The organism is Exiguobacterium sp. MH3, assembly GCF_000496635.1.
GTDB lineage: Bacteria > Bacillota > Bacilli > Exiguobacteriales > Exiguobacteriaceae > Exiguobacterium_A > Exiguobacterium_A indicum.
The window spans coordinates 674,043-699,559 of record NC_022794.1 but is presented as its reverse complement, the minus strand read 5'-3'; the positions used below and the strand labels follow the sequence as shown (position 1 = coordinate 699,559).

Here is a 25,517-nt window from a genome sequence, read left to right as displayed (position 1 = left end):
TCTGTTCATTATACTAAGTACAAGACCGATCAGACAAGGGAGGAACAAGTATGCAGTATACGATTACAGTCTTTTCAGATCGTGGTGAAACGTTACTCGATGACGTTTTTGAAGCAGAAGCAGATGGACAGGCACGAGAAGAAGGGATTCGGCGTCTCAATGAGAGTGGGTACGCTCATCATGCAGCTCGTGTCACACGTTCAGGTCGTTTGATTCATTTCGAGCGCGCTTACTTGCCACGGATCGTCCCTACTTCATCTTGAGCTATACAAAAAAGGAAGACGGCCATAATGGCGCGTCTTCCTTTTTGATGACTTATTGAACGTCGTCTTGTTGCTCCATCATTGGCGCGTAGAGTTCTTCTAACGGCTTCATGATGATTTGTGTGACTTCCGTCAGCATCGTGTGCATCCGTTGCTCTTCTTGCATCAGCTGACTGATTAATGGGTTGTTTTGGACTTCAAGCATCTTTGTTTGGGCAGACGCCATATCGTCTGGTGTGATTTCTTCACCTTGCATCTGCTTTTGTTGTAATTCGAGTTGGATGTTACGGAACGATGCAAACAATTCGTTTGATTCCGGATCCGCGTTAACTTGCGTGTACAAATCTTTTAATGTCGTGTACTCCGAAGTCTCACGTAATGCACGCTCCAGTGTGTACGCGTGATCATATAAGTTTGTTTCTGCCATGAGTAAAACCTCCAATTTGTTTAGACGAGATAAAGCCCCGCCTGTATCAATCCAATTAAACCACCTAACAACCCTCCAAGCCAAGTGATAGCCCGGAATTCTCGCTTGGAAATCGATAAGACGATTTCCTCGAGATACGCAGTATCCAGCAAACCGACCTCTTCTCGAACAATCGTTTCGAGATCAAGCGTTTGTAGAATTTGCCCGATTTGATTCGTCGTCCGTTCGAATAGATGATCGATGACGACAGGGACATGTTGCTCGAGTAATTGTGACTCGAGGGGATTCAACCAGACGCGTAATGGTGTAGCAAGCATCGATTCAATCGGTAAACGCGCCAAGACTTGTTCTTTGACGGTCTGTCGAATCCGTGACTCCGTCTCTTCTGTCATATAAGACGACAGTGGACGATCTAGTCCCTTTTGCCATTCCTGACGTAATAAGGCAAGGATGAACTGAGACGTCGACTCTGATTGAAGTACCCGTTTCAGCTCCGGCTGAATCATATCAACGACGTTGACGTTCGCGAGCAACATCCCGAACATCCCACCTCCGAGACGCTGTTGGATGAAACGAGCAACAGTTTCCTCGAGTTGTAGACGTCCTTCTGGTCCATCAAAATATTCCTCTGCTTGGTGCAATACGGATGTGACGAGTCTTGGCATGACCTCTTCGATTTTTTGTTCTCCGGCTTCCCCGATCAACTCGCGCACGGACTGCTCACGCCATTTACCCATGAGGAATGAAAACTCCTGCTCCAAGTGATAACTGATTTTCCCTTGAATCCGTTGTTTGGGTTCATCGATGAATCGACTAATCCACGCTTCCGTCGTCTCTTCTGAACGTGTCCATTTCATGACTTCATGTTCGACGAGCCGTGTGACAGCTCCACGAACAGCTGGTGATGCGAGACGTTTCCCGATCCCTTCTGGCGTCAAGAGATGCTTGACGACCGTCCGTCCGAGATTCGCTGCTAGTTCATCTCGCCGTTTAGGAATCAGACCCGGCGTAAACGGCACGCGAAATTTTCCGATGTATTTCGGTTCAAGTGGTCGAAATAACATCCGAATCGCTAGATGATTCGTGACTGCGCCAATCAGGGCCCCAATGACAATGATTCCGACAAGTTTCAATACGAGTAAAAACGTATCTGACATAAGTTATCATTCCTTCCGATTTTCGACTTATGGTAAAGTCGAGATAGTTATGTACGATTTAGGAGTGATGCCGTGTGTTACGACAACTGATGACTGTATTCAATGACCAGCTTACGACCGATCCGAATGTTTATTGCCAGGAACAGTATAGCGTATATCGCCTTGAAGATGGACTCTGTTTTGGAATCAAGGCGACTGCCATCTCTGACCGCGAACAACAACTGCTTGATGTATTCGCTGAACGCATCATCACGACGTCGCGGTCTGATATCGATCTATGGCGAGAGCGTATCCAATCTGCTCATGCCCTCGAAGATCAGTCGTTCCGACTTGTCCATTTTTTGTTCAATCCAACCGATGAACGGACAAGTGAAGAAATTCAACAATTGCTCTCCTCTTTCTTTTCGCAGACGAGCATCCTTATTCCTTTTAGCACACACCGCTTCACGGTCGTTGAACGCGAAGAGTTTGTCATCGAGTCCGAACTATCCGATTTATTTTTTGCATTACAATCTGATTTTGTACTCGACGGTAAGGTATTGCTTGGCCAACAACGTGCTGCAGGTGATATCGCCGTTCAGTTCCAACTCGAACAAGCAGCGCTTGCTTTCGTTCCTTCGATGCAAATCGAACGTTTCTTGCCTGCCATGATCCGTCTTGCAAGTCTAGATGACCGGCACCGCGCGACACTCGTCGATCAGTTCATCCGTTTACTCGAGCCAGAGTCTCGTGAGACGATCCTTGCTTTTTGTCGAGCTAATTTGAACGTCTCCCTGACAGCAAAACATCTATTCTTACATCGAAATAGCCTCCAGTATCGACTCGACCGGTTGACGGAGCAGACTGGAATCGATGTTCGATCATTTGAAGGCGCTACTTTCCTCTATACCTTACTTCTTGTAGCATGATGCCTAATTGAAAACGTTTGCATTTAGTCAGGTTGTCCATAGGCAGACTCCCTGACTTCTTTTATACTAAATCTTGTAAGCGTTATTATTTCATCATTTACATTAGGGGGAACTACACATGGCTGAAATTCGTCTTGAACATATCGATAAAATCTACTCAGGTGATGCAAAAGCGGTTGATGACTTCAACCTTCACATTAAAGATAAAGAATTCATCGTCTTCGTCGGACCATCAGGTTGCGGTAAATCAACGACGCTCCGGATGATTGCTGGACTTGAAGAAATCTCAGGTGGGGATTTCATCATCGACGGCAAACGCATGAACGATGTAGCGCCAAAAGATCGCGATATCGCGATGGTCTTCCAAAACTACGCGCTGTATCCACACATGAACGTCTTCGATAACATGGCGTTCGGATTAAAGCTTCGGAAGTTCCCAAAAGATGAAATCAAGCAACGCGTCGATAACGCAGCTCGTATCCTCGGTCTTGAAGAATACCTCGAGCGGAAGCCAAAAGCACTCTCTGGTGGTCAGCGTCAACGGGTAGCGATTGGTCGCGCCATCGTTCGTGATGCTAAAGTCTTCTTGATGGATGAGCCGCTCTCGAACTTAGATGCTAAATTGCGTGTACAAATGCGTAAGGAAATCATTCAGCTACACAAACGTCTTGAGACGACGACGATTTACGTTACGCACGATCAGACGGAAGCGATGACGCTTGCGACACGAATCGTCATCATGAAAGCGGGTATCATTCAACAAGTCGGTACGCCGAAAGAAGTCTATGATCACCCAGATAACATGTTCGTTGCCGGATTCATCGGTTCACCATCGATGAACTTCTTGACAGGTAAATTAGCGGAAGACGGTCTCTTCCACGTTTCAGGAACAGAAGAGAAGTTCGAAGTACCAGAAGGAAAAATGAAAGTTCTCCGCGACCGTGGTTACACGAACAAGGATCTTGTCCTCGGAATTCGTCCAGAGGACATCCATGCGGAATTGATCTACCAAGACACGAAAACAGCACACCGCTTCCCAGCACATATCGAAGTATCCGAATTGATGGGTGCAGAGTCTTACCTCTACTCAAAAGTCGGACAACAAGCGTTCACGGCACGTGTTGATTCACGCTCACACGTCGAGATGGGATCGCAGCTTGATCTCTTCTTCGATATGACAAAAGCACACTTCTTCGACTCTGCGACGGAAGCAACGATCCGTTAATCGCATCATCGATCAGTTACGATGTTTCAGACTGTCCTTTTAAGGGCAGTCTTTTTTATTGACAGACGTTCCTGTAACTTTGTATGATACTGCTTGTAGCTTAAAATTAATCCTATTCGAAAACTAGGAATTGAAATCATTCATTTATAAAGGAGAGAGCGCTATGAAACACGGTTTGAAATTAGCTGTAGCAGCATTATCGACAGCGGGGGTGCTTGCAGCATGCGGCGCTTCGAACGACAACGCAGGTTCTGATAAAGAGTCAAAAGTCATTACAGTCGGTACAGAAGCAACGTACCCACCTTTCACGTATAAAGAAAAAGGAAAATTGACAGGTTATGACGTAGACGTCATGAACGAAGTCGCAAAACGTGCCGGCTATAAAGTCGATTACAAAGCGATGGACTTCAAAGGACTCATCCCAGCACTCGATTCAAAACGAATCGATGTCATCGCGAACCAAATGGGAATCACGCCTGAGCGCCAAGAAAAATACGCTTTCTCTGATGCGTATACGGTCTCTGGTTCAACGATCATCGTCAACAATAAAACGAACGACATCAAAACACTCGACGACTTAAAAGGAAAGACAGTCGGTTCGACACAAGGTTCACTTTACGCGAAGACGGCTGAAGAAGCTGGCGCGAAAGTGAAATACTACAAAGGTGCGAACCAAGTCTTAAAAGATCTTGAAGCAGGTCGTGTTGATGCTGCTATGAACGATCGTCTCTTCGTTTTGACGGAGCTGAAGAAAGCAGGCTATAAAGTCAAAGCGGTCGGTGAGACGTTCGACAAGAACGAATCAGGCTTCATGATGGCAAAAAACAGCAAGTATACAGAAGACTTCAATAAAGCACTCTCTGAGATGCAAGAAGACGGCACTCTTGCAAAAATCGGTGAGAAGTATTTCAACGAGGATATCAGTAAGTGAGTGAATTACTAACGATCGTCCGGGATAACTCGGACGTCTACGCAAAGGCGATTGGTACGACCCTTCTAGCAAGTGGTCTCGCCATCGTCTTTGCGCTTATTCTCGGGTTGATTCTTGCCGTCATGCGTGATAGCCGTCTTGCCGTCTTTAGCGGTTTTGCACGTTTATACGTCTCCTTCTTCCGAGGAACACCATTGCTGTTACAAATCCTGATTTTATACAATGGTCTCGTTGTCCTTCAATTGACTGGATTCCAAGCTCTCGCTTTCGGCTTATCGCTTCACTTTTCTGCGTATATCTCTGAATCGTTCCGGGCTGCCATCTCCTCTGTCGATCGTGGACAATGGGAAGCCGCTGACTCGCTCGGTATTCCGCGCCGTAAGACATTCAAGGACGTCATCTTGCCGCAAGCACTATCTCGGGCGATTCCACCACTTTCGAACTCTGTCATCGATATCATCAAATCAACATCACTCGGTACGATTGTTGCTGTTGAAGAATTGACGTATGTCTCTGACCAGATTTCAGCAACGACGTATCTCGTCATGCCGTTGCTGCTATTCTCAGCTGCGATTTACTGGATCATGTCAACACTCATTCAAAGTGTTCAACATCGCTTAGAAGCACGCTTCAGCATTCCAGAATGAATTTTCCACACTTGGAACCGTCAGGATTTCAAGTGTGTTTTTTTTAGATTTTTTTAGGTTTAGCACTAGGCAATCCGGGAATAATCAAGTATACTAATAAAAATCAGAATTATCTGACAACTTACAAAGGAGCGTGGCCGAGATGAAACAAGTAATTGAAGCTTTCCGTAGACAAGATGCAGAGCAGCGAATTCCAGTGCTACGTCTCGAAATCGATTATGAGCTCAGTACGCTCTTCGATGCGATTCAAGCCAATGACCAAGCTGCCATGTCAGCAAGTAAAGATCGTTTAGATAAATACCGTCAGGAGATGCTTCGCTTAGAAGCTTAACCTCATAGATCCCCCATCTCTCCTCCCCCTTGAGATGGGGCTTTTTTTATTTACTTTTAAATGAGAGGAACACTCTATTCGTAAACGAAAGAGAGGATCGCCTCCAGATGATATATCGGAAACGATCCTCTCACTTTATTTCGCTAACGGACAACGTGCGCATTGATCTGCTTTTATCTTAAAACCAATTAATCGACGTCACGACCACGTGATGCCTTCAAAATCTCAAACCATTGCTCGCGTGTCAAAGACAATTTCGTCGAACGAACAGCAGATTCGATACGTTCAATCTTACCAGAACCAACGATTGGCATGATACGTGCTGGATGTTTGAGCAACCATGCATATGCGACTTCATCGATTTCTTCTGCCCCGATCGACTCTGCGATTTCAGCTAATTTTTCGCGTAACGGTGCATATTGCTCGTCTTTGAAGAGACGACCGCCCGCAAGCGGACTCCATGCCATCAACGGCATCTCATTTTCATGACAGAGATCAACGGATCCATCCTCGAAATGTTTCAGTTCCGAAACCGACAACTCGAGTTGGTTCGTCACGAGCATGAATGGTAAGCGCGACTGAATGAGACTTTGTTGCGCAGGTGTATGGTTCGAGAGACCGAATGTCCGTACCTTTCCTGCGTCCTTCAACTCTACGAACGCTTCAGCAATCTCGTTCGGGTCCATCAACGGATCTGGACGGTGAATCAACAACGTATCCACGTACTCGACACCGAGTTCTTGAAGAGAACGATTCACCTGTTTGATGATATGCTCTTTCGTCGTATCGTAGAATGATAACGACTGATCCGAGAAATGGTTCCCTTTCATCTTGATGCCCGTCTTCGTAACGATCTCCATTCGGTCACGTAACTCCGGTTTTAAAGCAAGCGCTTCTCCGAATAAGCGTTCATTCGTGTAGTCACCATAGATATCCGCGTGATCAAATGTCGTAATTCCTAAAGCAAGGCATGCTTCAATCAATTCAAGCCGCTCTTCTTTCGTCATCTCCCATTCATTCAATCGCCATAAACCATGAATAATGCGTGAGAATGATAAATCTTCTGTTAGTTGAATCCGTTCCATCTGTCTTCCAACTCCTCTATCGTATAAACTCTATCTCGTTTACTGTACCTCAAAATGGTACCGGTTGCACGGATTTCACTTTTTGATGCTCTCAGACAAAAACAGGATCCCGTCGATGACGTGATCCTGCATAGGACTTATTGAATTTGTTCGACTTCTTGCATGACTTCATCTTCGATCTGCTGACGTTTCCGTGTCGTCTCAGCAGCATCGGGTGACGTGACGCTGAAGTAGAATTTGATTTTTGGTTCCGTACCCGATGGACGAAGGCAGAACCATGATCCATCGCTAAGCGTAAACTTCAGTACGTTGGATTTTGGCAGGTTGATCGGTGAAGGTTGATGTGTCTTCAAATCGTGGGCGATGCTCGCATCATAGTCCTCGAATAAGACGACCTGTTCTCCAGCCACTTGTTTTGGCGGATTCTCACGGAACGTATCCATGATACGCCCGATCTGTGCCACGCCATCCTTCCCTTTGAGTGTCAGAGAGCGGAGTGACTCTTCAAAGTACCCGAACTGCTCGTAAATCGCCTGTAATGCCTCATAGAGCGTCCGTCCTTCTTTCTTATGGTACGCAGCCATCTCAGCGGCTAACAAGCATGCTTGGACGGCATCCTTGTCTCGGCAGAAGTCACCGATAAGGTAACCATAGCTCTCCTCGTATCCGAAGAGATACTCATATTGACCCGATGCGTTATATTGTTTGATTTTTTCCCCGATGAACTTAAAGCCTGTCAATGTATTCTCGACATGGAGATCATAATGACGTGCAATCAACGCGCCGAGTTCCGACGTAACGATCGTCTTCGCGACGAATCCGTTCGCTGGCAGTGTTCCTTGCGCCGCTTTTTGTGAAAGGATGTAGTCGAGCAATAACGCTCCCGTCTGATTCCCTGTCAGGACTGTCCATTCTCCGTCTGCATCACGTGTTGCGACTCCGACACGGTCAGCATCGGGATCCGTCGCAATCAAGATGTCGGCATCTGTCCGGTCACCATATTCGATCGCCAGTTTAAAGGCAGCATGTTCTTCCGGGTTCGGTGACGTCACGGTCGGGAACGCACCGTCTGGTTCTGCTTGCTCCTTGACGACTGTTACCTGTTCGAATCCATACCGTTTCAAGCCTTCTGTTACCGGCACAAGACCTGTTCCGTGAAGTGGTGTGAAGACGATTTTAAGTGGATTCGCTAATTCCGATTGAATCGAAGGTAAGACACGAATCGTTTGTAATTTTTCTTGATACGCCTCGTCGAGCTCTTCTCCGACACGGACGATCAAACCGTTCGCGCGAAGGACTTCTTCTTGCTCCAGTTCAATCGATAGCTCATCTTCGATTTGGCTGACGTACGAAACGAGTTCATCTGCTTCTTTTGGCGGAAGTTGTCCACCGTCATCCCCGTATACTTTATAGCCATTGTACTCTGGTGGGTTGTGACTCGCCGTGATGACGATCCCGCCCGCCGCTTGTAAAGACCGAACCGCAAACGAAAGTTCCGGTGTCGGACGTAGACCGTCGAACAGATACGCTTTGATGCCGTTACTTGCGAGCGTCCGTGCCGCCTCTAACGCAAATTCTGGTGAGAAATGGCGTGAATCGTGTGCGATGACGATTCCTTTTGCTGCCGCTTCTTCCCCCGATGCCTTAATGAATGCTGCGAACCCTTGTGATGCTTTTCGGACCGTATATACGTTCATCCGGTTCGTTCCGACACCGATTTCCCCGCGCATACCACCTGTTCCGAATTCGAGTTCTTTATAAAATGCTTCTTCGGCTGCTTTTTCATCCGTTGCTAACGTGACTAACTCTTCTTTTAATGTGCTATCTAAATCAGCGAACTGATCCCATTTTTGATAGGTTTCTTTCCATGACATGGTAAATCGACTCCTTTTTGAATGAGGGTAAGACTTGCGATGAAGCGATACCTTTCATATGATTAACACTAGAAAGGGTAAGGTGATGAGGCATGTTTCCTACGATTCAAATGGCAGATCTTCAACAGCTCGTCCGAACGGATCAGATTCGCTGGTTTGACTGCCGATATGACTTGCAACAACCTGAATATGGACGGAATGCTTTCTTGGAACAACACGTCGAAGGTGCACAGCACCTGGATTTAACGACTGACCTTTCCGGTCCCATCGATGAGGTCGGTGGTCGGCATCCGCTTCCTTCAAAAGAAGCGTGGCAACACACACTGGAACAGCATGGTGTAACACCAGAAGACTTCGTGGTCTTGTACGACGATGGTTTTCCGTATGCCGCTCGTGCATGGTGGTTATTTAAATGGATCGGACATGAGCGTGTCGTCGTCCTTGAGGGCGGATTCTCCTCTTATCTAGCGTTCGATCTCCCAGTCACGGACGACGTTCCTACTTATGAACCGTCTCAATACGCGCCTCGTTTTCAAGATGAGATGCTCGTCTCGTTCGAAGAGCTAAAGCATCAGCTGACAGAAACGATGGTCATCGATTCCCGTGCACCCGATCGATACCGTGGAGAAATCGAACCACTCGATCACGTCGCCGGCCACATTCCGGGTGCCGTGAATTGTTTCTTCGAACAAGCACTCTCACCAGATGGTCGCTTACGGGACGCGGAAGATTTGAAAGAATTGTACGCCGACATCCTACCAGTCACAGCACCTATCCTCTATTGTGGAAGTGGTGTGACAGCGTGTGTCAATGTCATCGCTCTCCATTCACTCGGGAAAACCGATGTCCGGCTTTACGCCGGCTCTTATAGTGATTGGGTCAGCCGTGGTGAAGATGTCTCCCGTTCGTAAGCATCAGACACTGACAGAAACATCTGTCAGTGTCTTTTTGTTCAGAGTTGAATCGGTTTGATGTTCCAAATCGCATTCGCATACTCTTTAATCGTGCGGTCACTTGAGAACACACCTGACCGTGCAATATTAAGAATGACGCGTTTATACCATTCTTCTGGTTGCTGATACATCCAATCGATTCGTTCTTGCGCTTGTTGGTAGGATAAGAAATCTTTTAAAATTAAATATTCATCATTATACGTCAATAATGAATCATAAATCGCTTGGAATTCACCTGGAGCAAATAATGTTCCATCGACGAGACTATCGATGATTCGTCGTAGCTCGGGTTGGGCACTGTATTGATCGTATGCACTGTAACCACCGTACTGCTTATAATTCATGACTTCCTGCGGTGTTAAGCCAAAGATGAAGATGTTCGCATCCCCGACCTCGTCTCGAATTTCGATGTTCGCTCCGTCGAGCGTTCCAATCGTCAAGGCGCCATTCATCATGAATTTCATGTTGCCGGTTCCAGAGGCTTCATAACTTGCAGTCGAAATCTGTTCACTGACGTCACTTGCCGGGAAGATCTTCTCAGCAAGCGATACACGATAGTTTTCTAAGAAGACGACTTTCAAGTACGGACTGACGTCTGGATCATCGTTAATTAAGCGTGCCAATGCATTAATGTAACGAATGACTTCTTTTGCATAATGATAGCCTGGCGCCGCCTTTGCACCAAAGATGAATGTCCGTGGTGTCATCGTGAAGGAACGGTCTTCCTTCAGACGATAGTAGAGCGAATGAATGTGTAACGCATTCAACAGTTGACGTTTGTACGCATGCAATCGCTTGACTTGAACATCAAAAATCGAGGTCGGGTCCACGACGATACCGGTTTCTTTTTCAATGAGCAACGCTAATTCTTCTTTACGCTGAAGTTTGATCTCGGCGATGTCCTTTTGTAATGCTGCATCCTCTGCCCATTTCGTCAACTTTTGCAAATCGGACGGATGCTGAATCCAACTATCCCCGATTGCTTCCGTCACACGATTTGCCAGTGCTGGATTTGATGAGAGGAACCAGCGACGATGTGTAATTCCGTTCGTCTTATTATTAAAGCGAAGCGGAAACATCTCATAAAATAGTCGCATCTCGCGCTGCTTCAGAATCTCAGTATGAATCTGAGCGACACCATTCGTCGAATGCGTTCCGACGACAGCCAGATTCGCCATGTTGATCCGGTCATCCGCGATGATGGCGATATCTCGCATATGCGCTTCCATGTGTGGATAGTTTGCAAGCACATCCTTACAGAAGCGTCGGTTGATTTCCTCGATGATGAGGTAGATGCGCGGTAACAAGCGACGGAACAAATCGATCGGCCAGCGCTCGAGTGCTTCTGACAGTAACGTGTGGTTCGTAAACGACATGACACTCTTCGTGATGCGCCATGCTTCTTCCCATCCAAATCCTTCTTCATCGACAAGAATCCGCATCAACTCCGGAATCGCGACGACCGGATGTGTATCGTTGATATGGATAGCGATATGGTTGCCGAGTTGCTTCAATGAATGATTTCGCTTTTTAAAGGACGTCAAGATACTCCGTAATCCGGCAGAGACAAAGAAGTATTGTTGCTTCAAACGCAACTCTTTTCCTTCATACGTCGTATCATCCGGATACAGAAACTCTGAAATCGTCTGAATCGATTGTTTATGTGCCAGTAAATCTTTATAGTTCCCACGGTATTGGCTAAGTAATTCATCATCATCAAGTGGAGACTCAGCACTCCAGAGTCGCAGGTTATTGACGACCTTGTTTTGATAGCCGACGATCGGCATATCGTACGGAACAGCACGGACGATTTCAGCCGGCTCATGATGGACACGATATCCATCACCGACTTCTTCGAGCCAGACATGTCCACCGAATGGAACATCGACCGCTTTATCAGAACGTCTGATTTCCCACATGTTCCCGTTCTTCAGCCAGTTATCCGGTAACTCGACTTGATAACCATCAATGATTTTTTGCTTAAACAGACCGTACTGATACCGGATCCCGTTCCCGTGTCCAGGCAGACCCAGCGCAGCCAGGGAATCGAGGAAACACGCCGCGAGACGACCGAGCCCTCCGTTCCCAAGTCCAGGTTCCGGCTCTTCTTCTGTCAAATCACTGAGCTGATATCCGAGTTCGTCAAGTCCCCGTTCCACATCCTTTAAGACATCAAGACTCAATAGGTTGTTATGCAGGAAACGTCCGAGTAAAAACTCGAGTGAAAAGTAATAGACTTGCTTACTTTTTTTATGGATATATGTTTCTTTCGTTCGTAACCAATCAGTCGTGACTGTCTCACGTACCAGATAGGCAAGTGTCTGATAGATATCATTTTCTGTTGCTTCCGTTATGGCTTTACCATGCATCGAAACGAATCGTTCCGTAAACCTCTCCTTGAACTTCTCTTTATCTTTGAACATGACGTAACCCCTTTTCCCAGTGATACGATCAAGTGGCGGACGGTGCAATCAAACGATATAAAGCCAAGTATTCGTCGGCTGAACGCAACCAACTGAAGTCCTCATTCATCGCTGTCTCAATCAAATGCTCAAAGACTGGTCGATCATGATAAACCTCAATCGTACGTCTAATCGCTTCTAAAAACTCATGTGCATTATAATTCGCGAACGAGAATCCATTTCCTTCTAACGTGAACTGATTGAACGGTTTAACCGTATCACGGAGCCCACCTGTTTCCCGAACGACCGGTAAACAGCCATACTTCATCGAAATCAACTGACTGAGACCACACGGTTCAAAACGCGAAGGCATCAAGAAAGCATCACTTCCTGCATAGATCCGTTGTGCGAGACCAACGTCAAATCCGATATAAGAAGCGATTTTGTCTGGACGAATCGATGTCGCATGATGGAACAACCCTTCATATTCCGCTTCACCCGATCCGAGAATGATGAACTGCGCATCGAGTTCGAACAAGTCTGGTAAGATATGCGCGAGTAAATCGATTCCCTTTTGGTCGACAAGACGAGAAACGAAACCGAACAGTGGTACGTCCGGATTGATCGGGAGACCTAGTTCCTCTTGTAAGGCAGCCTTGTTTTTTGCTTTTCCTTCCGTGACGGTATCAACGGAATACGTCTCAACGAGATGCGTATCATGAGCAGGATCAAATTGACGATAGTCGATTCCGTTCAAGATTCCACGCACGTCGACAGCGCGATGTTGCAAGACCGGCTCAAGTGTCTCACCGTAATACGGATCCATGATTTCATCACGGTACGATGGACTGACTGTCGTGATTTGATTGGAGTGGACAAGTCCTGCCTTCATGTAATTGACGAGACCGTTATGAGCGATCCCATCCGCTGTGAAATGTTCATGACTCAAACCAAGTAAGTCACCGAGCACTTCTTCCGGGAAGACACCCTGGTATTGTAAGTTGTGGATCGTAAAGACCGTTTTAATGTCTTGATAGCGCTCAAGATGTTGATAATGGATGCGTAAGAACGCTGGAATCACACCTGTTTGCCAATCGTGACAATGGATAACATCCGGTACTTCCTTTCGATCTAGATGTTGAATCATCTCAAGGACAGCACGTGAGAAATACGCAAACCGTTCCGCATCATCGTAATGTCCATAAATGACGCCATCCCGTTTGAAGTAGTACTCATTATCGATGAAATAGAACGTCACACCATCTTGTTTCAATCGGAGGACAGCACCAAATTGCTGGCGCCAGCCGACCGGTACGATGAAGTCGAATAAAAACTCCATCTCTGATTTGTATTGCTCCTTGATCTGACCGTAATTGGGTAAGACGACTGAAACGTCCGCCCCTTCCTCAGCAAGCGCTAAAGGGAGCGAGCCGACGACGTCAGCTAGCCCCCCTGTCTTGATGAAGGGTGTCGCTTCCGTGGCAGCAAACCATACCTTCATGAATGACATCTCCTTTAAACGATTGTTTGTTTTTTGATGACGATTGGTTCTTCTGCCGTTCCGCGGATGACTTGACCGCGTTTGACGGTGACTTCTTTATCGAGAATCGCGTACTCAACGACCGCGCCTTCTTCAATGACTGATTTTTGCATGATGATCGAATTCTTGACACGAGCGTGTTTACCGACTTTGACACCACGGAACAAAATGCTGTCCGTCGTCGTTCCTTCTAATTTACAGCCGTTCGCGACAAGTGAGTTCTTGATGTCAGAACCCGGTAGATAACGTGTCGGTGGCTCATGCTTGATTTTCGTATAGACGTGCTGGAAGTCATTGATTGCTCCCCATTGTTCAAGCAACAGCATGCTCTCACGATAGTATGAACGAAGCGAGTGAATGACTTGTGATGTACCACTGTACTCATAACCGTGCACGTGTAGACGGTTCAGTTGCGAACGAATGATACTCTGAAGTAAATCGTACTCACCACGAGCAATCGCTTCATCAATTAAACGAACAAAGAGATTTTTCGATAGAACGACCGTCTCCATATAGAACGTCTCATCCGTCGGCTGGAATCCGCGTGATCCAATCGCTGTCACGCGATTCTGTTCACCAAAACGGATCGGGCGGCAGTATTTACAAGGTAGTTCACGCTTCGTATAGACGACTGTAATATCCGCATTCGATTCTTTATGTTCACGTAATACATCGCGATAATCCACCGCGGATAAGATGTTTGAACCAGAGACGACGACATAGTTTTCCTTACTGCGAAGGAAAAAATCACGGTGAAGGTGGAAGTTCGATAGATCCCCACGGAACTCGTTCGCATCTTGTGACAATGCAGGTGGGAAGATATAGAGTCCACCGTTTGAACGGTCAAGATCCCACTCTTTACCAGATCCAAGATGGTCCATCATGCCACGATATTTCTCGAGCGTAAAAATCCCGATGTTCGCGATATCGTTTTGTACCATGTTCGTTAATGTAAAATCGATCAACCGATAACGCCCTGCAAATGGAACTGCCGCTAAGTTACGATGCTCCGTCAATTCCTTGAAAAAGCCTTCTTCCCCACTCAGATTGATGACACCTAATAAATCGACCTTCATTCGAATATCCCCCTTATTGAATCGCTTCTTTGATGACTTCGTTCTTCTTGACGATACTGTCTGCTTCGATGACGAAAACTTCTCCGTCTGGAGAACCAATCGTTGCACCATCTTCTACGATCACGCCATCTGCTAAGATCGCCCGGTGAATCGTGACGTCTCGTCCGATTTTGACGTTCGGGAAGATGACCGAGTCTTTGACGAGTGATCCTTCTGCTACATCGACACCATAGAAGAGAACCGAATGATTGATTTCTCCTTCGATGTGGCATCCTTCGTTGATGATCGATGTCTCGACTGTCGCAGCGTTTCCAATGTATTGTGGTTGCTGATTCGGGTTGACCGAATGTACTTTCCATGACGGTTCGTACAAATCGAATTCAGGCTCTGCCGTCAATAGATCCATGTTCGCTTCCCAAAGGGATTGAATCGTCCCGACGTCTTTCCAGTATCCTTTGAATTTATACGCACGGATATTGAGATTTTCAAAAAGCATGTTCGGGATGATATTTTTACCGAAGTCAAAGCTTGATTCCGCATCGCCGGCATCTTGAATCAAGTGGCGTTTTAAGATATCCCAGTTAAAGACATAAATCCCCATCGATGCAAGATTTGATTTCGGATTTTTTGGTTTTTCTTCGAATTCATTGATTCGTAAGTCATCGTCCGTATTGAGGATACCAAATCGCGGTGCCTCGTCCCATGGTACTTCACGTACGGAAATCGTGACATCAGAACCTGTCACACGGTGTTCCTCAATCATCTTTTCGTAGTCCATTTTATAAATATGGTCGCCTGATAGAACAAGAACATATTCAGGGTCAAATTGATTGATATAACTCATGTTTCGATAAATAGCATTTGCTGTGCCCTCATACCAGTTTTTGCCGTTCTGTGCTTGGTATGGTGGAAGAATCGTTAATCCGCCATTACGACGATCCAAATCCCATGGACTTCCGATGCCAAGGTATCGATTCAACTCTAATGGTTCGTATTGCGTCAACACGCCAACTGTATCGATTCCTGAGTTCGTACAGTTCGAAAGTGGGAAATCAATGATCCGGTATTTTCCTCCAAATGCAACAGCTGGTTTCGCAGTGTGTTTCGTCAAAGCTCCCAGACGTTTCCCTTCTCCGCCTGCAAGTAACATCGCAACGACATTCTTTTTAGCCATTTCGTCCCCTCCATTTATGCTCTTTTTTTACAGATGACTCGCGTTCTAAAATCCACAGATACTTCTATATACCCAATCTTTTCTCTTTTTAATATAACATTCCTGCAAAATAGGTTTATTAAAATACAAAAATCGAAAAAAAATCTATTGATTTCTCCATAAAAGACCGATAATAGGAATGAAATGGCTTTTTGAAAGGAGTTCTCATGCGAATTACGACAGGATATCTCGTCTTACTTGGTCTTACAATGATGCTTCTGTTTTCCTTATTTTCAATTAAAGATGAGTTAAAAACAGCACGCACACTTTTTTTCTGGGCCGATGAACAGACGACACGACATCCACTGACCTCCTACCAACCAATCACCGTAACCTATGAAAACAAACGGGTCGAGCTCTATGACGGATTGCGACGGGATGACTTAACACCTCGAACATTGCCGAAAAAAGTCGAGCAAGCGTTTGTGGCAATCGAAGATCAGCGTTTCTATCAACATGACGGATATGACATCACAGGAATCTTACGCGCGTTTACGAAAAACCAGTCTGATTCTAAATCTCAAGGTGGCAGTACGATCACACAACAACTAGCAAGAATGACATATCTAACAAACGAAAAAACATATACTAGAAAAATAAAAGAGTTGTTAATTGCTGTGTCTTTGGAGCAAAAATATTCGAAAAAAGAACTGATGACAGCGTATGTCAATCAAGCCTATTTCGCGAATAATATTTATGGCATCGAACTTGCCGCAAAATCGTATTTCAATAAGCCGGCACGCGAGTTAAATTGGTCAGAAGTCAGCTTTTTGACAGCAATTCCGAATAATCCTTCTCTTTATGACCCGCTGCGCTTTCCTGAAAACACAAAAAAACGTCAGCAACGAATCGTTCAAGCGTTAATACGCGATCGTGTACTGACGAAAGATTTTGCTATTTCTCGTGTGTCGCCTCGATCCTATAAACCGAGTGTCCCTTATCCGGACTATATCGATGCCACCGTTCAAGCTGCCGTTCGGATGACCGCTCAAAAAAAGGGTTGGAGTGAGAAGCATGCTGCAGAATATCTGCATCAACAAGGGGCGGTCATCTCGACATATCTCGACTCAGCAGAACAACGACGGGCTAAAGAAGCTCTTCGCAATCTACCCAACCCGATTGAGGGTGCTTATGTTGGCATCGACGGACAAACACACGGAGTCACCGCTCTTGTCGGCTATAAATCCGAATTGACCGGTCAATTCAACCGGGCTGTACAATCCTACCGACAGCCTGGTTCAGCAATCAAACCGTTACTTGTCTACGGTCCTTATCTCGAGAAGACGAAAGCCCGCTTGTCCAGTACGCTAGACGGTAGTCCCGTCTGTATCGATGGCTACTGCCCTTCAAATAGCGGAAATCGAATACTTGGACGAGTGACGATTGCCGACGCAATTGCCTATTCCTACAACACACCAGCGATTCGCGCGTTCGCGGTCTCCTTCCGGGAAGGATTGAAGTCCATCCGTCCGTTTCAGTTCAGTCAATGGACACGGGAAGATGATGCGTTTACGAGTGCTCTAGGCGGTTTACAGTACGGGATCAGTCCATATGAACTGACAAATGCCTATACCGTATTCGTCAATGACGGGATCTATCGACCGGCGTCGATGATTAAAAGTATTACGCTTAAGAATGGAACGGTCGAACGACCACAAGAAAAGGAACAACGGATTTGGTCCAGTCAGACGAACCGGGAATTACGGGCTGGTTTGAAAAATGTCATGACGTATGGAACGGGACGCAAAGGATTTGACTCCTCTGCTCGTTATATTGGAGGAAAAACAGGAACAACGAACGACAATAAGGATATGTGGTTCGTTGGCATCAAAAATCAACATATCGGAGGGATTTGGCTAGGGGCAGATCGCCCGCGTCCTTTCCCTGTCGAAGCGAATGCAACGCTACAGGTTAAGACGTGGGCAACGATTTTACGCCCTTGAGTCAACTCGGAAATAAAATTGCTTCCCCGAAGGAATTAAATAAAGTCAAACCGACCCATGATAGACCAGCAAGTAGAACGCCCCAGGCCAAGAAGGAGAAGATGATCAATCCGACGGCTCCTGCTGCACTCGTCATCTTACTGATTTGTACTGTATAAAAGATAAAATAGATGAGGAAGGACGCAAGCAACACGATTCCGACATGTAAGAAGGACGTCATGAAGGCAAAGCTGACACAACCTCCGATAAGTAACAGAATACTACCCGGACGTAACATGCCGAGTGTCGTCCCCTCTTGTTCCTTGATGAAAAAGGCGAAACCGAGTTGATTGATCGTATCCGATAATAACTTCAATGAACTGAAGATCATGAAGTAGACGATCAAAAAGCCGAGCCAAACGACGAGCTTCGTATCGCGCGCCGTCAAGAGTTGCAGTAGTTCATCGTACACACCAACTTGATCGAGCCAATGTAATGCGAGTTCTGTCGTTGCAATTGCAAGGGATGTACTAAATAACAAGATGCTGATCAGCGGGGCATAACTTAACAGGTAAACATTCGTACGCATGTGGAGTCTCCATTCATAGAAAATTCATATGTAGCACACAATTTCACTTACAGGTATACTATAATAGATTATATCGGTTCAAGAGACTGAAGGGGGAAACAAAAATGGCATTTATCTTAATGGTCGGTGTAAGTCTTGCGTTTTTGACAGCAATCTTCACTGCAGGCTACAACAAAAAACCTGAAGGTAACGAATAATTCATAAAAGCTCCATCCTGAATCAGGATGGAGCTTTTGCTTTATAGAAGACCTGCATATCCTTGCTGACGCAATGCTTCATAGACGATGATCGCTGCCGTGTTCGAGACGTTCAGTGAACGAACGAGGTTCGATTGAGGGAGACGGATACAACGCTCCGCGTTCGCATCGATGACTTCAAGCGGCAATCCTTTTGTTTCCCGACCAAAGACAAAGAAATAATCCTGTTCGACGTCCGATAAGTCGATCTGGCTCGGGTACTGTTCTCCATATTTCGTAATATAGTAGAAAATCCCCTCCGGATGCTTCTCCCACAGTTCTTCTAACGAATCATGATAACGGACATCGACGAATTCCCAGTAATCGAGACCCGCACGTTTAAGCTGCTTATCGTCCGTCGAGAAGCCGAGCGGTCGGATCAAGTGAAGGACGGAATGCGTCGCTGCACATGTTCGTGAAATATTTCCTGTGTTTTGAGGAATCTCCGGTTGATACATAACGACATGAATAGCCATGGTTTAATTCTCTCCTATCTCATGCGCTAAAAGCGCTTCTTTATGGGCAATCCCACTTGCAAAACCCGTCAGTTTACCAGTCGCCCCGATGACACGGTGACACGGATAAATTAGCGCGATCGGATTCCGGTTCAAGGCACCGCCAACGGCTCGTGCTGCCTTTGGTTTCCCAATCATTCGAGCCAGTTCACCGTAACTGATCGTCTGACCAAACGGAACGGTTCGTAAAGCGTGCAATACTTGCTCTGCAAAAGGCGTGACACGCAACTGACAAGGAAGTGCATCAAGCGCTTGTCGATCGCCTACTGCGTAACGATCAAACGCCATGCGCCAAGCATTCGGTAATTCACCGTCGTCGGTTTCTTTTTGCAAATAGGTTCGAGCACGCTCTTCATTCAATCCAAAATCGAGATACACGATGTGCTCTTTTTCCCATGCGACGAGCAACGTACCAAACTCATAAGTGAGCTGTTGAAATGGCATCTGCTTCCCCCCACTCCTCAAGTAACCGTTGTCCTTCGGTTTGCACATCCACTGCAATATCGGCTAAAAGACGTGATTCGATGTACGACTTCTCATCGATTCCGCCAATCCGGCCGACTGCCCAGAGTGCCAGTGCCCGCATGTCTTCCCGGGCATCCGTTTCTGTCATTAACCGTAACGCTTCAATCGCGCTCTTGTCTCGGTAATGGACGAGCGCACAAATCGCATTACGCTGAATCGGCTTCTTTCCACGCCATGCGCCAGACAACGTCCCGAACCGGCTCTTGAACTCACGGTTACTCATAGATAAGAGTGGAACCAAGAGCGGTTTGACTTGCTCTGGATCCGGCTGCAGTTCAGCGTGATGTGTCGCATTTTTCTTCCGGTTATACGGACATACTTGCTGACACGTATCACAACCGTATAGACGGTTCCCAAGCGCCATTCGGAATGGTTCTGGCAGTAATGTTTTCGTCTGCGTCAAAAACGAGATGCACCGTTTAGCGTCGATGACGCCAGGTTCAACAAGCGCATCCGTCGGACAAGCGTCGATACACTTATTGCATGTCCCACACAATTCTTCGACTGGCTGATCCGGCGGTAGGACGATATCTGTAATCAGTTCACCAAGATAGAGATAGGATCCGTGCTCCTCACTGATGATTGAGCAGTTTTTCCCACTGAATCCGATACCTGCTCGTTCTGCTACTGCACGATCGACGAGTTCTCCTGTATCGACCATCGAGCGCGTCCTTGCACCTGGACTCAATTCTTGAATTTTTTCTTCAAGTAACGTTAAGCGTTGTCGCAACGCCTGGTGATAATCGAGTCCCCAGGACGATCGACAAAAGATTCCCCGTCGCTCCCCTTCCTTACCACGAGGTGCATTTTTGAGAGTACTTGGATACGCTACCGCAATGGCAATGATCGAAGCAGCATCTTCAACGAGTAGAGACGGTGTCGTTCGAAGATCGAGATCGGGCTCTTCAAAACCAGAAGCGAATCCTTTTTCTTGTTGCGCTTGCAAGCGACGTTTTAAGACAAGAAATGGATCAGCCGTCGTCACCTTCAGCTCATCGATCCCAATCTCTGCTGCGTACTCTTGTAAAGCCAGTTTCAATTGTACACCATCCATCACGACTCACTCCTTTCCTGTTAAGATTCCTTCCTAAACAAAAAGAGCAAGGTGTCAGCGAAAACGACACATTGCTCTTTTTTGGTAAGCGGGTGAAGGGAATCGAACCCTCGTCATCAGCTTGGAAGGCTGAGGTTTTACCATTAAACTACACCCGCATGATCAGGTGAAACATCAGATTGTGTAGAAAGTATAAAGCGGGTGAAGGGAATCGAACCCTCGTCATCAGCTTGGAAGGCTGAGGTTTTACCATTAAACTACACCCGCAAGATACCGGTGGTCGGAATCGAACCGACACTCCAAAGGAACACGATTTTGAGTCGTGCGCGTCTACCAGTTCCGCCACACCGGCACAATCTCTTGCAAAACTATTTAGTTGAGAAATAGTTGGAGGCGCCAGTCAGAATCGAACTGACGATAAAGGAGTTGCAGTCCTCTGCCTTACCACTTGGCTATGGCGCCACTCATTGGAGCGGAAGACGGGATTCGAACCCGCGACCCCGACCTTGGCAAGGTCGTATTCTACCACTGAACTACTTCCGCTTGAAAAGCTGGGCTGGAAGGGATCGAACCTTCGCGTGCTGGAATCAAAATCCAGTGCCTTACCACTTGGCTACAGCCCAATAATAAGAGGGCGACTGATGGGAATTGAACCCACGAATGCCGGAATCACAATCCGGTGCGTTAACCACTTCGCCACAATCGCCATGGTAAACAGGGGCAGCAGGAATCGAACCCGCGCTGACGGTTTTGGAGACCGTAGTTCTACCGCTAAACTATGCCCCTATGGTGGTGGGGGGGGGCGGATTCGAACCGCCGAACCCGAGGGAGCGGATTTACAGTCCGCCGCGTTTAGCCACTTCGCTACCCCCCCACAAATGGGAAAATCATGTTGTTAATAAAGATGGTGGCTTTGGACGGAATCGAACCGCCGACACAAGGATTTTCAGTCCTTTGCTCTACCAACTGAGCTACAAAGCCTTAACAATGGCGGTCCTGACGGGATTCGAACCCGCGATCTCCTGCGTGACAGGCAGGCATGTTAACCGCTACACCACAGGACCGTATGTAATTGCGGGGGCCGGATTTGAACCGACGACCTTTGGGTTATGAGCCCAACGAGCTACCAGACTGCTCCACCCCGCGACGTTATAAATGGTGACCCGTACGGGATTCGAACCCGTGTTACCGCCGTGAAAGGGCGGTGTCTTAACCGCTTGACCAACGGGCCATTATGAATTGAAAGTGATGATGGCGGAGAGCAAGGGATTCGAACCCTTGAGACGCTTTTGACGCCTACACGATTTCCAATCGTGCTCCTTCGGCCACTCGGACAGCTCTCCATTGTACGTGGTGAAGAAGTAATAAATGGCTCCGCAAGTAGGATTTGAACCTACGACCTACCGGTTAACAGCCGGTTGCTCTACCGCTGAGCTATTGCGGAACGATCGCCTGGCAGCGTCCTATCCTCACAGGGGGAAGCCCCCAACTACTTTCGGCGTTCAAGTGCTTAACTTCCGTGTTCGGCATGGGAACGGGTGTGACCACTTGGCTATCGCCACCAGACATTTATTATCTTAACATTATGTTCACATAACGTCAAGACTTTTTTTCGTTTTTTGAAAGGCTCGCGCCCTCAAAACTGAAGTCATCAACAAGCATCTGCTAGAACAAGGCCTCGACCGATTAGTATCACTCAGCTCCACATGTCGCCATGCTTCCACCCGTGACCTATCTACCTCATCGTCTCTGAGGGGTCTTTCTTGATTACTCAAAGGGAAATCTCATCTTGGAGGGGGCTTCATGCTTAGATGCTTTCAGCATTTATCCCGTCCGCACGTAGCTACCCAGCGATGCTCCTGGCGGAACAACTGGTACACCAGCGGTGCGTCCATCCCGGTCCTCTCGTACTAAGGACAGCTCTCCTCAAATTTCCTGCGCCCACGACGGATAGGGACCGAACTGTCTCACGACGTTCTGAACCCAGCTCGCGTACCGCTTTAATGGGCGAACAGCCCAACCCTTGGGACCTACTCCAGCCCCAGGATGCGATGAGCCGACATCGAGGTGCCAAACCTCCCCGTCGATGTGGACTCTTGGGGGAGATCAGCCTGTTATCCCCAGGGTAGCTTTTATCCGTTGAGCGATGGCCCTTCCATGCGGAACCACCGGATCACTAAGCCCGACTTTCGTCCCTGCTCGACTTGTAGGTCTCGCAGTCAAGCTCCCTTCTGCCTTTGCGCTCTACGAATGATTTCCAACCATTCTGAGGGAACCTTTGGGCGCCTCCGTTACTGTTTAGGAGGCGACCGCCCCAGTCAAACTACCCGCCTGACACGGTCCTCCAGCCGGATCACGGCTGCGAGTTAGAGACTCTATGCATGAAGGGCGGTATCCCAAGGGTGACTCCTCCGAAGCTGGCGCTCCGGGCTCGACGTCTCCCGCCTATCCTGTACATCATGCACAAAGCCTCAATATCAGGCTGTAGTAAAGCTCCATGGGGTCTTTCCGTCCTGTCGCGGGTAACCTGCATCTTCACAGGTACTATGATTTCACCGGGTCTCTCGTTGAGACAGTGCCCAAATCGTTACGCCTTTCGTGCGGGTCGGAACTTACCCGACAAGGAATTTCGCTACCTTAGGACCGTTATAGTTACGGCCGCCGTTTACTGGGGCTTCGGTTCAAAGCTTCGCTTGCGCTAACCCATCCCCTTAACCTTCCAGCACCGGGCAGGCGTCAGCCCCTATACGTCATCTTGCGATTTAGCAGAGACCTGTGTTTTTGCTAAACAGTCGTTTGGGCCTATTCACTGCGGCTCTACTCATGTAGAGCGTCCCTTCTCCCGAAGTTACGGGACCATTTTGCCGAGTTCCTTAACGAGAGTTATCCCGCGCGTCTTAGAATTCTCATCTCGCCTACCTGTGTCGGTTTACGGTACTGGCGCCTTCCCCCTCACTAGAGGCTTTTCTTGGCAGTGTGAAATCGTGACCTACGTCCCTACGGGACTCCGCATCGTTCCTTGACTTTGATGCCTGACGGATTTGCCAATCAGACGGTCTTGAAACTTGCACATGCACTTCCATCCGCATGCGTCACTATCCTCCTGCGTCCCCCCATTGTTCAAACGGTGGATCGGCGGTACAGGAATATCAACCTGTTATCCATCGCCTACGCCTTTCGGCCTCGGCTTAGGTCCAGACTAACCCTGAGCGGACGAGCCTTCCTCAGGAAACCTTGGGCTTTCGACGGAGGGGATTCTCACCCCTCTTTTCGCTACTCACACCGGCATTCTCACTTCCAAACGCTCCACTGCTCCTTCCGGTACAGCTTCACAGCGGTTTGGAACGCTCCCCTACCATTCCTTACGGAATCCGCAGCTTCGGTGGTATGTTTAGCCCCGTTACATTTTCGGCGCGGCGCCACTCGACTAGTGAGCTATTACGCACTCTTTGAATGGTGGCTGCTTCTAAGCCAACATCCTAGCTGTCTAGGCAGCGCCACATCCTTTTCCACTTAACATACACTTTGGGACCTTAGCTGGCGGTCTGGGCTGTTTCCCTCTTGACTACGGATCTTATCACTCGCAGTCTGACTCCCGAGTATAAGTTGCTGGCATTCGGAGTTTAACTGAATTCGGTAACCCTGTGGGGGCCCCTAGTCCAATCAGTGCTCTACCTCCAGAACTCTCAACCTCGAGGCTAGCCCTAAAGCTATTTCGGGGAGAACCAGCTATCTCCAGGTTCGATTGGCATTTCACCGCTACCCACACCTCATCCCCGCACTTTTCAACGTGCGTGGGTTCGGACCTCCAGTCAGTGTTACCTGACCTTCATCCTGGACATGGGTAGATCACCTGGTTTCGGGTCTACGACAACGCACTGAACGCCCTGTTCAGACTCGCTTTCGCTACGGCTCCGCCTCATCGGCTTAACCTCGCGCGTTATCGTAACTCGCCGGTTCATTCTACAAAAGGCACGCCATCACCCGTTAACGGGCTCTGACTACTTGTAGGCATACGGTTTCAGGATCTATTTCACTCCCCTTCCGGGGTGCTTTTCACCTTTCCCTCACGGTACTGGTTCACTATCGGTCACTAGGGAGTATTTAGCCTTGGGAGATGGTCCTCCCGGATTCCGACGGGGTTTCACGTGTCCCGCCGTACTCAGGATCCACTCTGGAGGGAAAACAGTTTCAGCTACAGGGCTGTCACCTTCTTCGGCCGACCTTTCCAGGTCCTTCACCTACTGTCTTCCTTTTTGACTCCGTGTAGAGTGTCCTACAACCCCGAAGAGCATGCTCTTCGGTTTGGGCTGTTCCCGTTTCGCTCGCCGCTACTCAGGGAATCGCATTTGCTTTCTCTTCCTCCGGGTACTTAGATGTTTCAGTTCCCCGGGTCTGCCTCACGCTACACTATGTATTCATGTAACATGTCCCATCCCATTACGGATGGTGGGTTCCCCCATTCGGAAATCTTCGGATCAAAGCATACTTACTGCTCCCCGAAGCATATCGCTGTTCGTCGCGTCCTTCATCGGCTCCTAGTGCCAAGGCATCCACCGTACGCCCTTCATACCTTGATCTAGCGTTGGTATTCTAAGAACACACGTCTAATGACATGGTTAATTAAAAGTTTGATGTCTTGTT

At 47.6% G+C, this 25,517-nt stretch carries 20 protein-coding genes, 15 tRNA genes and 2 rRNA genes; 8 read left to right on the top strand and 29 right to left on the bottom strand.

Annotated features, from left to right (window positions below; genetic code table 11):
- Positions 1–50 precede the first annotated feature (50 nt).
- A complete protein-coding gene (locus U719_RS03550) occupies positions 51–263 on the top strand; it encodes a YhzD family protein (RefSeq protein WP_023467338.1) in 213 nt (70 codons plus the stop codon).
- Positions 264–315: 52 nt separating this feature from the next.
- Here the strand turns inward: U719_RS03550 and U719_RS03545 are convergent, their stop codons facing one another.
- Positions 316–690 (bottom strand): YlbF family regulator, encoded by a 375-nt coding sequence (locus U719_RS03545; protein WP_023467337.1) that lies wholly within the window; start codon positions 688–690, stop codon positions 316–318.
- 20 nt (positions 691–710) lie between these two features.
- On the bottom strand, positions 711–1,847 hold the full coding sequence (locus U719_RS03540) for a DUF445 domain-containing protein (RefSeq protein WP_023467336.1): 1,137 nt from the start codon (positions 1,845–1,847) through the stop codon (positions 711–713).
- A gap of 74 nt (positions 1,848–1,921) precedes the next feature.
- Here U719_RS03540 and U719_RS03535 point away from each other — a divergent pair, with 74 nt between their 5' ends.
- The 5 genes from U719_RS03535 (at position 1,922) to U719_RS03515 (ending at position 5,889) form a co-directional block, all read left to right on the top strand.
- Positions 1,922–2,755 (top strand): CdaR family transcriptional regulator, encoded by an 834-nt coding sequence (locus U719_RS03535; RefSeq protein WP_023467335.1) that lies wholly within the window; start codon positions 1,922–1,924, stop codon positions 2,753–2,755.
- Positions 2,756–2,873: 118 nt separating this feature from the next.
- Entirely contained in the window at positions 2,874–3,980 is a 1,107-nt protein-coding gene (locus U719_RS03530) for an ABC transporter ATP-binding protein (protein WP_023467334.1), read from the top strand.
- Positions 3,981–4,143: 163 nt separating this feature from the next.
- Positions 4,144–4,911, top strand: a complete 768-nt coding sequence (locus tag U719_RS03525) for a transporter substrate-binding domain-containing protein (RefSeq protein WP_023467333.1) — start codon at positions 4,144–4,146, stop codon at positions 4,909–4,911.
- Positions 4,908–5,558, top strand: coding sequence for an amino acid ABC transporter permease (locus U719_RS03520; RefSeq protein ID WP_023467332.1), 651 nt, complete (start codon positions 4,908–4,910; stop codon positions 5,556–5,558). Before U719_RS03525 ends, U719_RS03520 begins: the two co-directional genes overlap by 4 nt.
- A gap of 142 nt (positions 5,559–5,700) precedes the next feature.
- A complete protein-coding gene (locus U719_RS03515; protein ID WP_023467331.1) occupies positions 5,701–5,889 on the top strand; it encodes a hypothetical protein in 189 nt (62 codons plus the stop codon).
- A gap of 188 nt (positions 5,890–6,077) precedes the next feature.
- On the opposite strand, the gene U719_RS03510 is transcribed toward U719_RS03515, so the two are convergent.
- Positions 6,078–6,974, bottom strand: coding sequence for an aldo/keto reductase family oxidoreductase (locus tag U719_RS03510; protein ID WP_023467330.1), 897 nt, complete (start codon positions 6,972–6,974; stop codon positions 6,078–6,080).
- A 137-nt stretch (positions 6,975–7,111) separates the two neighbouring features.
- Positions 7,112–8,848, bottom strand: a complete 1,737-nt coding sequence (locus tag U719_RS03505; RefSeq protein ID WP_023467329.1) for a phospho-sugar mutase — start codon at positions 8,846–8,848, stop codon at positions 7,112–7,114.
- Between the two features lie 92 nt (positions 8,849–8,940).
- Here U719_RS03505 and U719_RS03500 point away from each other — a divergent pair, with 92 nt between their 5' ends.
- Entirely contained in the window at positions 8,941–9,759 is an 819-nt protein-coding gene (locus tag U719_RS03500) for a sulfurtransferase (protein WP_023467328.1), read from the top strand.
- Positions 9,760–9,800: 41 nt separating this feature from the next.
- Here the strand turns inward: U719_RS03500 and U719_RS03495 are convergent, their stop codons facing one another.
- From U719_RS03495 to U719_RS03480, 4 genes are read right to left on the bottom strand one after another with little or no spacing between them, the layout of a single operon-like run.
- Positions 9,801–12,224, bottom strand: coding sequence for a glycogen/starch/alpha-glucan phosphorylase (locus U719_RS03495; protein ID WP_023467327.1), 2,424 nt, complete (start codon positions 12,222–12,224; stop codon positions 9,801–9,803).
- Positions 12,225–12,252: 28 nt separating this feature from the next.
- Complete coding sequence (gene glgA, locus U719_RS03490) at positions 12,253–13,704, bottom strand: glycogen synthase GlgA (RefSeq protein WP_023467326.1); 1,452 nt, start codon at positions 13,702–13,704, stop codon at positions 12,253–12,255.
- Between the two features lie 14 nt (positions 13,705–13,718).
- Positions 13,719–14,819 carry a glucose-1-phosphate adenylyltransferase subunit GlgD gene (glgD, locus tag U719_RS03485; protein ID WP_023467325.1) on the bottom strand — a complete coding sequence of 367 codons (1,101 nt, stop codon included), beginning with the start codon at positions 14,817–14,819 and terminating at the stop codon, positions 13,719–13,721.
- Positions 14,820–14,832: 13 nt separating this feature from the next.
- Complete coding sequence (locus U719_RS03480; protein ID WP_023467324.1) at positions 14,833–15,993, bottom strand: glucose-1-phosphate adenylyltransferase; 1,161 nt, start codon at positions 15,991–15,993, stop codon at positions 14,833–14,835.
- 206 nt (positions 15,994–16,199) lie between these two features.
- Between U719_RS03480 and U719_RS03475 the strand changes: the two genes are divergently transcribed.
- Positions 16,200–17,975 (top strand): transglycosylase domain-containing protein, encoded by a 1,776-nt coding sequence (locus U719_RS03475; RefSeq protein ID WP_023467323.1) that lies wholly within the window; start codon positions 16,200–16,202, stop codon positions 17,973–17,975.
- A gap of 1 nt (position 17,976) precedes the next feature.
- On the opposite strand, the gene U719_RS03470 is transcribed toward U719_RS03475, so the two are convergent.
- From U719_RS03470 to U719_RS03370, 21 genes are all read right to left on the bottom strand, one after another.
- Entirely contained in the window at positions 17,977–18,543 is a 567-nt protein-coding gene (locus U719_RS03470) for a DUF5366 family protein (protein ID WP_023467322.1), read from the bottom strand.
- Positions 18,544–18,781: 238 nt separating this feature from the next.
- A complete protein-coding gene (gene trmL, locus U719_RS03465) occupies positions 18,782–19,255 on the bottom strand; it encodes a tRNA (uridine(34)/cytosine(34)/5-carboxymethylaminomethyluridine(34)-2'-O)-methyltransferase TrmL (RefSeq protein WP_023467320.1) in 474 nt (157 codons plus the stop codon).
- A 3-nt stretch (positions 19,256–19,258) separates the two neighbouring features.
- Positions 19,259–19,738, bottom strand: a complete 480-nt coding sequence (locus tag U719_RS17100; protein ID WP_023467318.1) for a methylated-DNA--[protein]-cysteine S-methyltransferase — start codon at positions 19,736–19,738, stop codon at positions 19,259–19,261.
- On the bottom strand, positions 19,713–20,873 hold the full coding sequence (gene queG, locus U719_RS03455; RefSeq protein WP_023467317.1) for a tRNA epoxyqueuosine(34) reductase QueG: 1,161 nt from the start codon (positions 20,871–20,873) through the stop codon (positions 19,713–19,715). The genes U719_RS17100 and queG overlap by 26 nt, the downstream gene beginning before the upstream one ends.
- A gap of 87 nt (positions 20,874–20,960) precedes the next feature.
- Positions 20,961–21,031 (bottom strand) — tRNA-Gly (locus U719_RS03450).
- 38 nt (positions 21,032–21,069) lie between these two features.
- Positions 21,070–21,140, bottom strand: a tRNA-Gly gene (locus U719_RS03445).
- Between the two features lie 4 nt (positions 21,141–21,144).
- A tRNA-Leu gene (locus U719_RS03440) sits at positions 21,145–21,225 on the bottom strand.
- A 36-nt stretch (positions 21,226–21,261) separates the two neighbouring features.
- Positions 21,262–21,335, bottom strand: a tRNA-Cys gene (locus U719_RS03435).
- A 6-nt stretch (positions 21,336–21,341) separates the two neighbouring features.
- Positions 21,342–21,416, bottom strand: a tRNA-Gly gene (locus U719_RS03430).
- Between the two features lie 8 nt (positions 21,417–21,424).
- Positions 21,425–21,496, bottom strand: a tRNA-Gln gene (locus tag U719_RS03425).
- A 10-nt stretch (positions 21,497–21,506) separates the two neighbouring features.
- Positions 21,507–21,579: transfer RNA gene (locus U719_RS03420), tRNA-His, on the bottom strand.
- 9 nt (positions 21,580–21,588) lie between these two features.
- A tRNA-Trp gene (locus U719_RS03415) sits at positions 21,589–21,659 on the bottom strand.
- A gap of 4 nt (positions 21,660–21,663) precedes the next feature.
- A tRNA-Tyr gene (locus U719_RS03410) sits at positions 21,664–21,747 on the bottom strand.
- A 31-nt stretch (positions 21,748–21,778) separates the two neighbouring features.
- Positions 21,779–21,854, bottom strand: a tRNA-Phe gene (locus U719_RS03405).
- A 7-nt stretch (positions 21,855–21,861) separates the two neighbouring features.
- Positions 21,862–21,937 (bottom strand) — tRNA-Asp (locus tag U719_RS03400).
- A gap of 8 nt (positions 21,938–21,945) precedes the next feature.
- Positions 21,946–22,019 (bottom strand) — tRNA-Met (locus tag U719_RS03395).
- A gap of 10 nt (positions 22,020–22,029) precedes the next feature.
- Positions 22,030–22,104, bottom strand: a tRNA-Glu gene (locus U719_RS03390).
- Between the two features lie 21 nt (positions 22,105–22,125).
- Positions 22,126–22,216, bottom strand: a tRNA-Ser gene (locus tag U719_RS03385).
- A 26-nt stretch (positions 22,217–22,242) separates the two neighbouring features.
- Positions 22,243–22,317, bottom strand: a tRNA-Asn gene (locus tag U719_RS03380).
- Positions 22,318–22,323: 6 nt separating this feature from the next.
- Positions 22,324–22,439 (bottom strand): 5S ribosomal RNA (gene rrf, locus U719_RS03375).
- Positions 22,440–22,539: 100 nt separating this feature from the next.
- Positions 22,540–25,453 (bottom strand): 23S ribosomal RNA (locus tag U719_RS03370).
- Between the last annotated feature and the right edge of the window lie 64 nt (positions 25,454–25,517).